This window comes from Paenibacillus sp. J22P143 (assembly GCF_059692035.1).
Window position 1 is genome coordinate 79225 of record NZ_JCAUAQ010000005.1, and the last position, 14771, is coordinate 93995.

A 14771-nucleotide genomic window follows, 5' to 3' on the forward strand; every position below is an offset into this window, starting at 1 on the left:
CATAGTAGGTTCTCCCCCTGCTTACATAAGTTCATATTCTAATCTTAAAATTTCTCTGGCTTCACTAAAACGAAACCGAGATACACCATAATGGCACATGCGATGAGTCCAATAACAATCATGGGGTTACCTCCTAACGGTTTTTCTTGGAAAACGACTTCGAATCATATGCTGTTAAGCTTTTTCACAATATTTTGCAAATCCCCAAAACCCTAGAAAGGTTACTGCAAATAGTAAGATCATCGTTACATCGTTGTACATAGCGCACCTCCTCGTAGTAGAAAGAGCCTCATACTTTATTTGTTTTTAAAACGCGTTTACCGCTCCCTTTCCTGAATCATTGTAACGCTGGACCGTATAAAAATGGGGTAAAGAAACTACGCCTCCGTATAAAAAAAACATAAAAATGCCGGTGTTGCTGAAACTGAAAAAGCACCTCATAACAAAGCGGAGGTTCCTACTGTTTAGGAACCTCCGCTTTGTTTGCTATTTCGTTAAGTGATACGGCACTAATGAAAAAAACTTCTATCGAAGTCCTTCGAGGATAAGCGACCGCGTTTTAAATGTTGTTTATATCGCCAATAAGAATTTGTTTTTCCGGGTACCGGAAACATATAAATTCTTATGTGGTTAATAAGTAGCTTCACTTTGAAGTAAAAGCTACCCATTCCAACCTTTCTATTTTTTCAAATGATACGGTACCGTCGTTACGATCAGATTCCGCTTATACAGCAAGAAAGCTCGAATCAACAAACTCGATTGATTGTGGAGGATGTTGTGCCAATTTTTCTTAGGGATAAACTGGGGGATGATGACGGTTACCCGGAAATTGGATTCCGTAGCTTTATGTTCAACCGTATCAATAAATTTCGTCAGTGGATGAACAATACTTCGATAATGGGAATGCAACGTGACTAAACGCACATCAGGCTGCCATTTCTGCCATTTCTCCTCAAACTTCTTCTCATCTTCCCGCTCAAAAGCCACATATACCGCAATAATTTGATCCGGGGAAAGCGATTTGGCATAGTTCAACGAATTCTCCACCACATGTGTGAAGCCCGCAACAGGCACGATCATGACATTTCCTTCAATCGGGAAGGATGGTTCACAAGAAGATAGGCGTAATTGTTCAGCGATTGCATCATAGTGCTTTTTAATTCGATGAAAAATGAATACGATGAGCGGTAAGAAAATGAGTACACTCCATACTTGTCCAAACTTAGTGATAAAGAAGATCATCATGACAATAAAGCTCATGAAGGCCCCTACCAAATTGACCGTTAACTTGAGTAACCAGCCTCGCGGCTTCTCGCGAATCCATTTCACCAACATGCCTGTCTGCGCTAGTGTAAATGGGATAAACACCCCCACCGCATAGAGAGGGATGAGCTGCTCTGTTTGTCCTTTGAAGGCGATAATTAACAGCATTGAGGTGACGGCTAGGAAAATAATCCCGTTCGAATAGCCCAATCTGTCGCCGCGCATCATAAACATTTTGGCGATAAATTTATCTTTGGCCAGATTAACCGCTAGCAAAGGAAATGCAGAATACCCGGTATTCGCTGCAAGAACAAGAATCATGGCCGTTGTACCTTGGACGATATAATACATGACATTTCTGCCAAATGTAACTGCCGCGATCTGAGAAACGACGGTTTCCTTTTCCCGCGGTGCAATGCCGTAGTAATACGCTAAGTAAATAATGCCTGCGAACAGAATGGCTAATAACAAGCCCATGGCCATCAATGTTTTGGAGGCATTTTGCGGGGCAGGCGTCTTAAAGTTGGGAATCGCATTGGAGATCGCCTCAACCCCAGTTAAAGCTGAGCTCCCCGAGGAGAAGGCTCTTAGCAATAAGAATAGTGATATTCCCGCAATGGGTGTCCCCAAGGGCGTATGTAAATCGGCAGAGATTTGGCCATTAACGATTTTGTACAAACCAACACCAATGAGAACGAACAGTGCCACCACAAACAAATATACGGGATATGCAAGAATAGAGGCAGACTCCGTAATCCCGCGAAGATTGAGAATCGTAATAAACAAAACAAGGACTAACGCAATAGGTACTGTGTATCGATGCAGACTTGGAAAGGCTGACGTTATCGCATCCGTACCCGCGGATATACTTACCGCTACGGTCAAGATGTAATCAACCAATAAGGATCCACCCGCGAACAACCCCGCGTTCATGCCGAGATTTTCCTTCGAGACGACATAAGCGCCTCCGCCTTGCGGATAAGCAAAAATAATTTGTCTATACGACAAAATGAGGGCTACTAAAAGAAACAGAACACCAACTGCGATGGGAATTGTGTACCAGAAAGCAGCTGCACTAATGGTGATTAAGACAAGTAGAATCTGCTCAGGCCCGTAAGCAACCGAGGAAAGTGCATCCGAAGACAGAATCGCCAAGGCTTTCTTTTTATTAAGCTTCTGCTCTCCCAACTCATGGGACTTCAAGGGTTGACCAATTAACAAACGCTTCAGATCAGACAACAATGTGTACACCACCCAGCTGTGATATCTTCGTTTCAGTTTGCCCCTTTTCTTCAAAAACAATTATGAATATTGGTAACACCATCCCCGATGCTTTTCAAACAAAGTATTTTACTTGAAATACTACCTTGACAGTCATAGTAGTGTGTCGTATTATAAATATGCGAGGTGATTATATGAGCGAGAACAAAATTACATCCGACCTGCTGCGCGGACATACCGATACGATGATTTTACGGCTTCTATCTGAAGCTGACCGTTACGGGTACGAGATCGTCAAACTGATTGCCGAGCGCTCGGGCGGCGAATATGAATTAAAGGAAGCCACAATGTACTCCAGCGTCCGGCGGCTAGAGGTAGACGGTGATATTGAGTGGTATTGGGGCGATGAATCTCAAGGCGGACGTCGAAAGTATTTTAGGATTACCGAAAAAGGCAAAGATGCGTACGCCCGTAACAAAAGCAATTGGGAGTACTCGAAGCGCGTACTCGAAAATTTATTATAAAGGAGAGATTGATATGATGAATCAGAAATTGACAAACTATTTGAACGGTGTTTTTACACCATACGATGGGGTAAAAAGCGTCACCGAATTAAAGACGGACCTGCACTCCGATTTGCAGGAGCGATATCGTGAACTCAAAGCCGAGGGTAAAGACGATGAAACAGCGTTTAAAATGACCATTGAGAGCATCGGCGACATTGAAGAAACGATACTGGAAGTCGCCAACCTCTCCCGCTCGCTGGAACGGCAGGTAGTGACAAACTTTAGCGCAAGCAACCTGGCAATGAGCGACTTTGCAGGCGTTAAGGCTCATAAAGGTCAATTTAATGCTAGCGCGTTACGCGGTGCCGACTTTGCGGGCGCAGACTTGACCGGTAGCTCATTTAAGACCAGCGACGTACGTGAAGCCAATTTTGACGGCGCGAATCTAACTGACTGTACGCTAACTGCAACTGACCTTACGAATGTAAGCTTCAATGAGTCGATCCTTGTACGCACCAACTTCAGCGTTTCGGGGATGGAAGGAGCCAAATTCACAGGTGCAAAACTGACCGACGTCACGCTAAGCAAGATCGACCTTAGGAAAACAATCTTTGAAGGTTGTATCTTTGACGGCGTGGACTTCGAATACTGCGACCTGAGCGGGCTGCGTTTTGACGGGCAAACCTTTATCGGCGTTAAGTTTGACAAATCGGCAGTACACGAAGTTTCATTCAGGGGCGCTATACTCAAGAATGTGTCTTTTCAGGCGTTCTTTTCATTGACCAATAAGTATTACCGTGCCTTCAAAACCATTTGCTTTGACGGTGCAGTCATGGATAAGCTGACCTATGCTTCGCTTAAGGGCATGGGCGCCGATTTGTCTAAGGTTACTGTTCGATAAGCGTATGCTTTCGATGCCAGTTTTTCTGACGAAAAACGTTTAGGAGGGCGAAGTTATGCACAATAATTCGATCCAAGTCATTGGATTGCACAAGTCCTACAAGCAGCATCAAGTCCTAAAGGGCGTTGATTTCGAGGTGGAAAAGGGCAGTATTTTCGCCCTGCTCGGCTCCAACGGGGCGGGCAAGACAACGGTTGTCAAAATCCTCACCACGTTGCTCAAACAAGACAGCGGAACTACCACCGTAAACGGATTCGATGTTGCGTCCAAACCCGAGAATGTGCGGCAGGCGATCAGTCTAACCGGGCAATTTGCCGCCGTGGACGAAATTTTAACCGGACGGGAAAATCTGATCATGATTGCCAAGCTGCGATACCTCAAAAATCCGCGTCAGGTTGCGGACGACTTGCTTAATCGCTTTGGCTTGACTGATGCCGCCGACCGCAGGGCCTCTACTTATTCGGGTGGTATGCGCCGCAGGCTCGACATAGCCTTAAGCCTTGTGGGAAAACCGCAGATCATTTTCCTCGACGAGCCGACTACTGGGCTTGATCCCGAGGCGCGCATCGAGGTTTGGAAGATTGTTAAGGAGCTGGCGGGCGGCGGCACGACGGTACTCCTAACCACGCAGTATTTGGATGAGGCTGAGCAGCTTGCCGACCGAATTGCCATTCTGCATGAGGGGAGAATTATCGCCAGCGGCACACTCGCGGATCTAAAAAAGCTGTTCCCATCCGCAAAGGTGGAGTATGTTGAAAAACAGCCTACATTAGAGGAGATCTTCCTCGCCATCATCGGCAAAAAGGAGGGAAAATAAATGGAGATGGTAAAGAAACATTTTTTCAGCGATCTGAGCGTTATGCTTGGACGTTCCATGCGTCATATTACCCGCAGTATGGACACCATCGTCACGGTCACCATCATGCCGATCGCGATGATGCTGCTGTTCGTCTATGTGTTCGGCGGTGCCATTCAAACCGGAACGGATAACTATGTGAATTACCTGTTGCCCGGTATACTACTGATTGCTATTGCTAGCGGCATATCCTACACGGCTTTCCGCTTGTTTACGGATGTGCAGCGAGGCATATTCGAACGGTTTCACTCCATGCCGATTTCACGCTCCACCTTACTGTGGGGGCATGTGCTGACTTCGCTGGTATCCAACGCCATATCGGTTCTCGTCATCATTCTTGTAGCGTTAATTATGGGCTTTCGTTCGTCCGCGGGGATACTGTCTTGGCTTGCAGTAGCAGGCATACTCGCTCTGTTTACCTTGGCATTAACTTGGGTCGCGGCGATTGCCGGACTATCCGCAAAAACGGTGGATGGCGCAAGCGCCTTTTCCTACCCGATTATCTTCCTACCGTTCATTAGCTCGGCGTTTGTGCCGACCGAGTCGATGCCGTCGGTCGTTCGAGCCTTTGCCGAAAACCAACCGGTGACCTCGATCGTGGAAGCCATTCGTGCGCTACTGTCAGGACAGCCGGTGGGCAATGATATTTGGGTCGCTCTTGCGTGGTGCGTCGGGATTTTGTTCGTAGCGTATTTCTTTGCAATGAGGGTGTATAAAAAGCGGGTGTGATAAAGGGCACAACTGATTAGCAGTGTAAAAGTACGAATGTCGTTATAAGCATGTATACTGGACTTACATCAAGAGGGTATTTATCCGAGTTATCGTCTATATATCAGCTCAGCTTAAAGCACCCAAGCGGTGCTTTTTGGCATTGGCAATATTTACATCGTTCTGGCTGTACCTGCCCTATTGATTAGGAAAAAAAAACTTCGCGATTGGTTCAAAAATCGCCTTGATCGGTATGGTGGGGTTTGGAACAGGAACACCTGCAATGAGCAGAGAACCAATTGTCAAACTAGCTGCCATAAGCCCTATATATGCAACCTTATCTATATTCGTGGTAGAACTAATCATATTTCTTAGTTGAACGAAAATAATTAGTACTCCTATTATGACAAATAATGCTATTTTTATAATAATCATTTATTCAGCACCTGCCGGCAATTTTTGTCCTTTATTTCTCATTTTACGTGTACTTAACAATGCCGTTATGAATATCACAGAAGGAATTACAAATTGAAATGGAACGGAGTACCAATTCCATATATTGGTTGCAAATTCAATCATTTCTACATTATTTTTATAGACGATGATCGAAAGCTCCAGCATTAGAATACATAAAGGCATAAGGAAAGATTTGTGCTTTTTGCTGGATATTGCCGCTGAGAATGATGTTGTACATACACTTAAACATATGCTTATCTTTATAAAACCGCCTAATACCCATGTGATAATGCCAATAGGCTCTATGCGCTCTATAAAGTCGGCGATTGAAATGTATTGATAAGCTGTGTAGGAGGCATACATTAATCGGGATGAAATATCCCCGAGTACCAATGTATTGCGCAAGTTTATTATCAAAAGGAATACCCCTCCAAAAATCGTGGCCCCTATCATGGTTCGCTGTACTTTATTGATTTGTTTAAGTTGAGGAACGATCATCATAAATAAAATCGTTTCGCCAAACGGAAACCCAATAAGTTCTGTTGATCCTTTCATGATTGGTATCCAGCCTTTATCAATGATCGGTAGCAGATTGACGATTTGAAACTCCTTGAACATTAGAACCGAGGAGAACACGACATCGATTAGAATAAAAATGATAATAACCTGTGCGCAGCGATATATCACTTCAATGCCATACTGCGATGCCCATAGGACAATCGCAATCATCATGGCCGAAATTACGAGAGAAGGCGTCTGTGGTAACGCGACCATTAAAATAAATTCAGTGAAATTACGAAGGACAAGGCTGCCCAAGTGAAAGCTATACCACGTGTATAACAAGGCGATGATCCGCCCAACCCATACGCCAAACAATTTCCCGCCAATTTCAATAAGCGTCAGCCCAGGAAATATCTGCAGAGTGACTGCATACATCCAAACCATGATGCAGGAGAGCGATATGCTCAGGAGGATGGCAATCCAGGAATCGTGTCCTGAAATTGAGGCCAACGGGACAGTCAATGAGCTTCCCACAATAAACAAAAACATGACTACTCCAAACCCAGTGTTAGAAATCTGCTCTCCTGATCGCTGCATATACATCCCCTCCCGCTTCTGAATCCTGGTGAATGTTCCAATTTATTTCATCACTTCATTTTCTTTTAATTGAAGCGAGGGTCCAGACAATCCTGCGCGTCTGATTATGATCCTACTATTAACGACAATTTCGGCATCTGCAAAAGTTTCGTCCCAATTTGGTTTCAGCTGTTGCCATGCTTTTTTATTTTTTCTATGGAGGACATCGCCAAAGCCGAAAATGTCAGAATTAAAATTTTTTTGAACGTCCTGAATCAAGTTCTTTGTCTGGTTCTGAATATTATTTTTAAAAGCTTCTTCGACTAAATTAATATTTTTGGGATCTGACAAGTCTAAATTCCCATTATTTTCTTCGATTCTTCCTTCGCCAAGCATTTGAATTTGAAATTTAACTTTGCTTTTAACTATAACAGGCTTAATTATTTGCTCCGCTTTGGTCAATTTTATGCTGATTAATCCTTTTTCATTAGGCAAGTTAACGCTTAGAGCTCCTTGCTTTAGTTTACCGTTAAGCCACTGCAGGATCTGAGTCTCTTGCGAATTCAGATATCCCACTAATTTTAAATTTTTGAAAACGGCTGTGCCTGTAAAATCGAAAGATGATTTCTTATCACCATCCGTGCTTGATTTAAGCTTTAATGCGGCCATTACAGGCTGTCTACCTTCTCCGGAAGAAGCATTGAACAGATCTCGGAGTGTTACTGCCGTAGTTCCAAGCAGGATTTCCATCTCTCGTACAGCTTCCGTTGGAACAAACTCGATAGGATATTTAATTCTAAGCGCCTCTTTAGCCTCACTTCCTTTAACTACCACGATATAAGTGCGGAGTCGAGTCGTTGGATTACGCCCATAATGATCCAGAAGATCGGTAATTCCATGCTTTGCAAGGTTCTCTCCAATGAAAAGGACTCGCCGATGGGAAAGAAATAATTTTCGCGACAATTTTTCCTGCTCTTTGAACATAATTTGTTGGATGCTTCTTCCTTTGCCTAACTCGACAAAAAACTGATTACTCTGATTGGATGTATTACCACCTTGGCTGGAAGGGATAGCTATTTGTGTCGCACCATCATAGCTGCCATCTTTATTCAAATCGAGTGATGATGCCATGACTAGTGCGATATCATTAATTTCTATACGATCCCAACAACCTGTGCAAATGATCATACATACGGACACCATTCCAAGAGTTTTTACAAGATGCATAATCAACCTCCCATGTTATATGCCAACCAAGGCCAACCTTAAGTATGTTGGAAATAAATGTTAGATATACACTTACCTCGGACCTGTGTTAGTTCGTATTTTGAACCTGCTTTCTACTGATTCTCGCCAGTAGCAGTAAAAGGAATGGTATGATGATTTGAAATGGAACTGAATACCATTGCCATATTTTCGTCGCGAATTGGACGAGTTCAGCGTTATTCTCATACACGATGAAGGAGAATTCCAATAGTAATATCGTTAAAGGGAGCAAGTATAAGCGATAATGATTCTTGGATGATACGACAGAGGCAATTGATTTCGAGCAAACGAATAAACAAACACTTATTTTAATAAATACCCCCATCATCCAAGTCACAATGGCAACCGGTTCGACTCGCTCAATAAAATCTGCAATTGAAATATACTGATATGCCGTGTAACTAGGATAACCCAGTTTAGATGACAACTCTCCCAGAATCATCGTGTTTCGAATATTGACGAGTACAAGGATAAAGCAGGTGACAAGGAGCATCGACAGCATCGTTTTTTTAGCCTGATGGAAAGATTTAATATGAGGGATGATCATTGCAAACAAGACCGTCTCACCGAAGGGGAATCCGACTAATTCTGTCGATCCTTCCATGATGGGCATCCAACCGCGATCGATAACAGGGGAAAGATTCTCAATTTGGAAATCTTTTAACATAAGGAAAGTTGACAGTACGATTTCCATCATTACAAATCCAAAAAGAGGGTATGAGCAGCGAGCAATCACGTCTATGCCTGCGTACGTAACCCAAAGTACGATACCCATCATTAATGCTGCTGCTACCAGGGGGGAAGTTTGAGGAAGAGCAATTTGCAATAAAAAATTAAGGAACGAGCGCAGTACGAGAAAACCGAGATGTAAGCTATACCAAGCGTAGCACAAGCCGAGAATGCGCCCCCCCCAGACGCCTAACAATTGTTCTCCGATTTCAATCAGTGTGAGTCCTGGAAAGGATATACATAGGTGAGTGAATACCCAAATAATGCCTGATGAGACAATTGCTCCAATAATAATGGAGATCCAAGCATCATGACCGGCTTCGGCAGCTAGCGGTACGGTTAATGTCGTTCCTACGACATACATAAACATGATCATCGCTAATCCCGAACTTGAGAATTGCTCCAGCTTGGGTGTATTCATTAATATCCCCTTTAACCATTATGACTTGAATAACAAAAACGAAGACGCCCAAGCATTATTCTTCCGGATATTTCGGATCATCCAACTGTTGCAACCCCATAGAGCGGTTGGAAATTGGCATTTGGCCAGGCGGTACGCGTACGGGGTCCTGAGAACCAGTTAATCTCGGTCGGAGGTTTAAGGCCCAATGAGGCGCCCTCACAAATACATCTTTTAAACCACTAAGAGCAAATGGCGCAACCGGTTCAAAATACGGTATACCAAAGGAACGAAGTGAAGTAAGGTGGATGAGAATTGCAAGAAAACCGATCCCGATTCCGTAAAGGCCCAATGTCCCAGCTAGAATAATTAGCGGAAACCGCAGCATGCGTGTACTAATCGCCATATTAAACCGAGGTATGGCGAAATTCGCTATGCCGGTAAAGGCAACAACGATAACCATGGGAGCTGAAACGATGCCTGCTTGCACCGAAGCTTGTCCAATGACGAGTGCGCCAACGATGCTCACTGCAGAACCGACTTGTTTAGGCAAGCGCACGCTCGCTTCGCGAATCGCTTCGAATGTTATCTCCATGATTAAAGCCTCTACAAGAGCTGGAAAAGGACTGGACTCCCGGGCCCCGGCAATACTTAGCAGCAATTTGGTCGGTATCATCTCTGGATGAAAAACGGATATTGCTACGTATAACGAGGGCAAAAAGAGAGCAATAAAAAATAATAAAATCCTACCCAAGCGAAGAAATGTTCCAATCACAAAGCGTTCGTAGTAGTCCTCTGCGCTTTGAAGGGCTGTCCAAAATGTCATCGGAACAATGAGAACGCTAGGTGTGCAATCGATCAAAATGGCAATCTTGCCTTCAAGTAAACTTGCAGCAACAATGTCAGGTCTTTCTGTATTTTGCACTTGCGGAAAAGGAGAAAATGGTGTGTCTTCAATAAATTCCTCGACATAGCCAGAATCAATAATACCGTCAATTTTAATCCGCGAGACGCGGTTACGCACCTCCTGCAGGACAGACTCGTTTGCGATTCCTTGAATATAAGTAATGACAATTTTGGTTTGAGATAGTTCCCCCAGCGTAAAGGATTCCGTCTTTAAACGAGATGTTTTCAGACGTTTTCGCAACAAAACGATATTCGTTTGAATTTGTTCAATAAAGCCTTCGCGCGGTCCCCGCACGAGGGGTTCCGCATCTGGTTCATCCACGTTCCGCATAGGCAGCTTATTGACACCTTCGATTAATTGGATGTCGTTCTCACCAAATGCGATGAGGCCTAATGCTCCGTTTAAGACACTCAGTACGAAATCGTTCAATCCCTGAGGTTTCTTAATTCTCCCTTGTTTTTGTGACTTTCCGAATGAACCTGAATTTCCTTCGGAAGCAATAATCGACTGCAATATGTCAACATCATCAAGTATTTTTTGATCGACCATACCGTCTATGTATATGAGTAGGGCTTGCCCACTTAATAAACTTACGGGTTGATACATGACATCCGAGCAATTTAAGAAAACTTTTTCCAAAAGCATCAGATTGGCGTTCATATCGTTGCTAAAGGGGACGTTCAAATTGGAATTAAGCTCTAAGGAATCTTTCATTTTCGTAAATTGAGATGTATTCAACCATGGCTTAATGAAACTTTTGATTTTTCATCACACCTTTACGGATTAGACTCTGTGATTATAATGTGGAAAAAGATCCAGTATTATGCATTACCGCGAGTATGCCCTTCCTTCAGAAAGGCTTGTAAAAATGAGCTTTAAGGATCCATAGCACTAAGACAACATTCGATCCTTTGTTTGTAAGCCAATTCGCTAGGTTCCACCTGCTCCCCACAATCTGCTTCAATAGAAAAAGAACATTAGAATCATGCTCTAATGTTCAGAAAAGGATTGTATTGATTTCCTAGACTAGCTCAACATCGATCAGCTTGAACTGGGTCACATCGACAAGCCCGCGGTTCGAAATCCGAATTTCCGGAATCACGGGCAGGGCGATGAGGGAGAAGGTCATGAACGGTGCGTTCATCGAACAGCCGATGTGTTTCCAGGCTTGATCCAGCTGGGCAACCTCCGCTACGACTTCAGACAAGGATTTATCAGACATCAGGCCTGCAATCGTTAAGGGAACTAGAGCCAGTACAGCCCCGTTCTCTACAACGATCGTGCCGCCTCCTAATCGAATAAGCTCATTCGCTGCGAAAGCCATATCTGCTTCATCAATCCCCATCACTAGGAGATTGTGGCTGTCATGTGCGACCGTCGAGGCGACTGCTCCAGATTTCACGTTAAAGCCATGGGCAAAAGCAAGTGAAATCTGACCGGTACCGCGGTGTCGCTCGATACACGCTAATCGGACAATATCTTGCGTCGTATCCGGTTGAATGATGCCATGTTGAATAGCGAGCTCTGCCGTCATTTTCTCTGTTCTGGCACTGTTCTCGATGACCTTAATCACATTGACCTTCGTCTTCTCCTGTTGGGTCGCAGTTGCAAATGTAAAGTCATCAGCCTGTAGGGCCTGTTTCACATGCATGGAGTTCCGAATATGCGCGGGGTATGTGAATGTTGGGAATTCCACCGCGAGCTTTCCTTGCTCAGCAATGACTTGGCCATCCGTAATGACGGTGGATGGTTCCATCCTTTGCAGATCATCGATCAACAGAATATCCGCACATGTACCTGGTGTGATACTGCCCAGATCATGCTCGAGCTTGAAATAGCGAGCCACGTTAATCGTCACCATTTGGATCGCTGTGACCGGGTTAACCCCTTCTTCGATGGCGCGTCGCGCCACATGGTTGAGATGCCCTTTCTCCACCAGTGTTTGCGGATTCACGTCATCCGTGACGAGCGAAATATTGGACGTATTCACGCCATCCTCGGTGACAATCTTAATGACCTCTTTGACATCATGCCAGGCAGAGCCCTCACGAATCATCAGGTGCATACCCATGCGAACCTTGTGCAAACCTTGCTCCCGAGTGACCGTTTCGTGGTCGGAAGTTACACCCGACGCGAGATAGGCTTGAAACATCCGATCATCATCACTTGGAAAATGGCCTGTAACCGTCTTCCCACTTTCCAGCGTCGCTTCGATTTCGCCGCACATTTTGGAATCCCCGTACACGACACCAGGGAAGTTCATCACTTCGCCCAGTCCGACCACGTTATCCCACTGCAGACCCGCTTGAATATCCGCCACTTCCAGCGTTGCGCCCGCATCCTCCAAATCATTCGTTGCTGGTACGCAGGATGGGAACGTCGTAAATACCTTGAGCGGCAGCTGCTGCCCCTCTTCATGCATAAGCCGAACACCTTCCGAACCAAACACATTCGCAATCTCATGCGGGTCCATGAAAATGCCCGTCGTCCCTTTGACGATCGCCGCCTTGGCAAATTCCGTCACGGAAAGCATCGTGCTTTCCACATGCATATGGCCGTCTAACAGGCCTGGCACTATGTATTTCCCAGTGGCGTCAATAACGGTTGTTTGAGCCCCGATCGTATGGTCTGCCTTCCCTATGTAAGCAATGCGTCCAGCCGCAATCGCGACATCCATATGTGGAATGAGTTCGCCGGAGTGAACATTGACTAGTGTGCCATTTTGGATGACGAGATCAGCGTTGGCTTCTCCTAAGGCAACTTTGGCCAGTGTGCGGCTCACGTCGGTTCGTTTATTTCTTTCATTGGCATAGGTCATAGATGTCTAGTACTCCTTTGTGAAAATAAGATGATGACAACAAGCAAACTCGCATTTGGGCACATAACTCTTGAATCTGCCCCAATATTAGCATACTTTTCAATTTATAAATGTATACCAATAGCGTTGTACGTGCAAACCATTATCTAGGATTACCTATACGTAAAAGAATTCATTGAAATGTTACTACATAATATATATTATTAATATGTAATAACAAATTAATCCATGAAAAATCTATCTAATAGGAGAGCTAACAAATGACATATGTATTAGGTGTTGACGGAGGCGGAACCAAAACATATGCGGTAATCGTCGATGAGCACGGGAATATCGCAGGCAAAGGAAAAGCAGGAAATGGCAACCATCAGCTCAATTACGAGGAAGCCAAACAAAACATTCACAAAGCGGTTGCAGAAGCACTGAGCCAAGCAGCTATAAGCATAGATCAGGTAGCACGCAGTTGCTTTGGCCTTGCAGGAGCGGACAGAGAATATGATTTCGTAATTTTGCACAAAATGCTCTCAGAACTTGGCTTCGAGATCTCACGATATGAACTCGTATGCGATACGATCATCGGACTCAGAGCTGGTACGGATAAACCGTATGGCATCTCTCTCATCTGCGGTACGGGGGTAAACTCAGCGGGACGCAGTCCCTCAGGTGAAATCATACAAATCGGCGGATTTAATTATATGTACGGCGACTTTGGTGGAGGCAGTTCACTGAGCGTAGAAGTATTCCGGTCTGTTACACGTGCATGGGACAAGCGTGGGGAAGAAACACTTCTAACAGAACCTCTGCTGCAGGAGCTTGGTTATTCTTCCGTCTCTGCCATGTTCAATGATTATCTGGACCAAGATCTACAACCTCCTGCCAGACTAGCAAGACTGTTGTTTCCTGCGGCTCAGGCAGGCGATGCGGTTGCCATTCAGATTCTGCGCCAACAAGGCGAAGAACTTGGCCGATCAGCCGTTGCTGCTATCACGCGATTAGGCATGGAAGGCGATGCCTTCGATGTCGTGCTTGCAGGTAGCATTCTAACGCGCGGTGAGGGAGACTTCGTGTTGAAATACATTCAAGAAGCAGTTGCTGCTGCAGCACCACAGGCTGTGGTTAAGAAACTCACCGTTGAACCGGTCATTGGCGCTCTACTCATGGCCATAGAAGCAACAGGAACCGAAGTAAGTGAGGATGTTCACCTCAAACTATCGCAATTCTCTGATTTTGAAGCGATGCACGGATAGAACTAATTTGTAAGAAACCAAACCTTGGAACAATGGGCGCGTGGAGCAACCATCTAACTCAAGGAGCGGTTTCTTTTTTTTCCGTTACGCAAAAAAAGCTGTCCAAAAGTAGATTAATCTACTTTTGGAACAACCTCTTTTTAAACTTCAATTATTCTAGGATCATTCCGAAATAACGGCCTAACCAATACGGCAGTAGGAATACGGTAGCGCCTTCCATCGTACCTGCTTTGTAACGGAATAGTTAATATAATGTGTCCATTTTTCATTCTTATAAATCAAGAGTGCTAACCCCAAGGTCAGCTCAAAACGTGAACATCGACGAACAGTAAGCTGGTTTTTAATCGTACACAATTCCGCTAAGTGGCACCCCAATCGGAGATAGGAGTAAGCGGATCCGGCAGTGAAGAGTACAT

At 44.6% G+C, this 14771-nt stretch carries 13 protein-coding genes; 5 read left to right on the forward strand and 8 right to left on the reverse strand.

The window, feature by feature from the left end:
* Positions 1-44 precede the first annotated feature (44 nt).
* Positions 45-122 carry a potassium-transporting ATPase subunit F gene (locus AC58PQ_RS11335; protein WP_436241965.1) on the reverse strand — a complete coding sequence of 26 codons (78 nt, stop codon included), beginning with the start codon at positions 120-122 and terminating at the stop codon, positions 45-47.
* 556 nt (positions 123-678) lie between these two features.
* Positions 679-2505, reverse strand: coding sequence for an APC family permease (locus tag AC58PQ_RS11340; protein WP_497242048.1), 1827 nt, complete (start codon positions 2503-2505; stop codon positions 679-681).
* A 173-nt stretch (positions 2506-2678) separates the two neighbouring features.
* Between AC58PQ_RS11340 and AC58PQ_RS11345 the strand changes: the two genes are divergently transcribed.
* From AC58PQ_RS11345 to AC58PQ_RS11360, 4 genes are read left to right on the forward strand one after another with little or no spacing between them, the layout of a single operon-like run.
* On the forward strand, positions 2679-3008 hold the full coding sequence (locus tag AC58PQ_RS11345; RefSeq protein ID WP_497242049.1) for a PadR family transcriptional regulator: 330 nt from the start codon (positions 2679-2681) through the stop codon (positions 3006-3008).
* Between the two features lie 16 nt (positions 3009-3024).
* Entirely contained in the window at positions 3025-3891 is an 867-nt protein-coding gene (locus tag AC58PQ_RS11350; RefSeq protein ID WP_497242199.1) for a pentapeptide repeat-containing protein, read from the forward strand.
* A 55-nt stretch (positions 3892-3946) separates the two neighbouring features.
* Complete coding sequence (locus AC58PQ_RS11355) at positions 3947-4708, forward strand: ABC transporter ATP-binding protein (RefSeq protein WP_497242050.1); 762 nt, start codon at positions 3947-3949, stop codon at positions 4706-4708.
* On the forward strand, positions 4709-5476 hold the full coding sequence (locus AC58PQ_RS11360) for an ABC transporter permease (protein ID WP_497242051.1): 768 nt from the start codon (positions 4709-4711) through the stop codon (positions 5474-5476).
* A 177-nt stretch (positions 5477-5653) separates the two neighbouring features.
* Here the strand turns inward: AC58PQ_RS11360 and AC58PQ_RS11365 are convergent, their stop codons facing one another.
* The 6 genes from AC58PQ_RS11365 to ade all read right to left on the reverse strand — a co-directional run bounded on the left by AC58PQ_RS11365 (position 5654) and on the right by ade (position 13108).
* A complete protein-coding gene (locus AC58PQ_RS11365; protein ID WP_497242052.1) occupies positions 5654-5890 on the reverse strand; it encodes a hypothetical protein in 237 nt (78 codons plus the stop codon).
* Complete coding sequence (locus AC58PQ_RS11370) at positions 5891-7009, reverse strand: GerAB/ArcD/ProY family transporter (RefSeq protein ID WP_497242053.1); 1119 nt, start codon at positions 7007-7009, stop codon at positions 5891-5893.
* Positions 7010-7051: 42 nt separating this feature from the next.
* Positions 7052-8215 carry a Ger(x)C family spore germination protein gene (locus AC58PQ_RS11375; protein WP_497242054.1) on the reverse strand — a complete coding sequence of 388 codons (1164 nt, stop codon included), beginning with the start codon at positions 8213-8215 and terminating at the stop codon, positions 7052-7054.
* Between the two features lie 88 nt (positions 8216-8303).
* The gene (locus tag AC58PQ_RS11380) at positions 8304-9404 is read right to left on the reverse strand and encodes a GerAB/ArcD/ProY family transporter (protein WP_497242055.1); all 1101 of its coding nucleotides are present in this window, start codon (positions 9402-9404) and stop codon (positions 8304-8306) included.
* Positions 9405-9459: 55 nt separating this feature from the next.
* Positions 9460-11004 carry a spore germination protein gene (locus AC58PQ_RS11385; RefSeq protein ID WP_497242200.1) on the reverse strand — a complete coding sequence of 515 codons (1545 nt, stop codon included), beginning with the start codon at positions 11002-11004 and terminating at the stop codon, positions 9460-9462.
* A 307-nt stretch (positions 11005-11311) separates the two neighbouring features.
* A complete protein-coding gene (gene ade / locus AC58PQ_RS11390; protein ID WP_497242056.1) occupies positions 11312-13108 on the reverse strand; it encodes an adenine deaminase in 1797 nt (598 codons plus the stop codon).
* 260 nt (positions 13109-13368) lie between these two features.
* Between ade and AC58PQ_RS11395 the strand changes: the two genes are divergently transcribed.
* Entirely contained in the window at positions 13369-14355 is a 987-nt protein-coding gene (locus tag AC58PQ_RS11395; protein ID WP_497242057.1) for an N-acetylglucosamine kinase, read from the forward strand.
* Positions 14356-14771 lie beyond the last annotated feature (416 nt).

Excerpts from the sequence above, each read along its gene's own strand:
- AC58PQ_RS11335 (WP_436241965.1), bottom strand. The coding sequence starts at position 122 with ATGATTGTTATTGGACTCATCGCATGTGCCATTATGGTGTATCTCGGT.
- AC58PQ_RS11345 (WP_497242049.1), top strand. The coding sequence starts at position 2,679 with ATGAGCGAGAACAAAATTACATCCGACCTGCTGCGCGGACATACCGAT.
- AC58PQ_RS11350 (WP_497242199.1), top strand. The coding sequence starts at position 3,025 with ATGAATCAGAAATTGACAAACTATTTGAACGGTGTTTTTACACCATAC.
- AC58PQ_RS11355 (WP_497242050.1), top strand. The coding sequence starts at position 3,947 with ATGCACAATAATTCGATCCAAGTCATTGGATTGCACAAGTCCTACAAG.
- AC58PQ_RS11360 (WP_497242051.1), top strand. The coding sequence starts at position 4,709 with ATGGAGATGGTAAAGAAACATTTTTTCAGCGATCTGAGCGTTATGCTT.
- AC58PQ_RS11365 (WP_497242052.1), bottom strand. The coding sequence starts at position 5,890 with ATGATTATTATAAAAATAGCATTATTTGTCATAATAGGAGTACTAATT.
- AC58PQ_RS11370 (WP_497242053.1), bottom strand. The coding sequence starts at position 7,009 with ATGCAGCGATCAGGAGAGCAGATTTCTAACACTGGGTTTGGAGTAGTC.
- AC58PQ_RS11375 (WP_497242054.1), bottom strand. The coding sequence starts at position 8,215 with ATGCATCTTGTAAAAACTCTTGGAATGGTGTCCGTATGTATGATCATT.
- AC58PQ_RS11380 (WP_497242055.1), bottom strand. The coding sequence starts at position 9,404 with ATGAATACACCCAAGCTGGAGCAATTCTCAAGTTCGGGATTAGCGATG.
- AC58PQ_RS11385 (WP_497242200.1), bottom strand. The coding sequence starts at position 11,004 with ATGAAAGATTCCTTAGAGCTTAATTCCAATTTGAACGTCCCCTTTAGC.
- ade (WP_497242056.1), bottom strand. The coding sequence starts at position 13,108 with ATGACCTATGCCAATGAAAGAAATAAACGAACCGACGTGAGCCGCACA.
- AC58PQ_RS11395 (WP_497242057.1), top strand. The coding sequence starts at position 13,369 with ATGACATATGTATTAGGTGTTGACGGAGGCGGAACCAAAACATATGCG.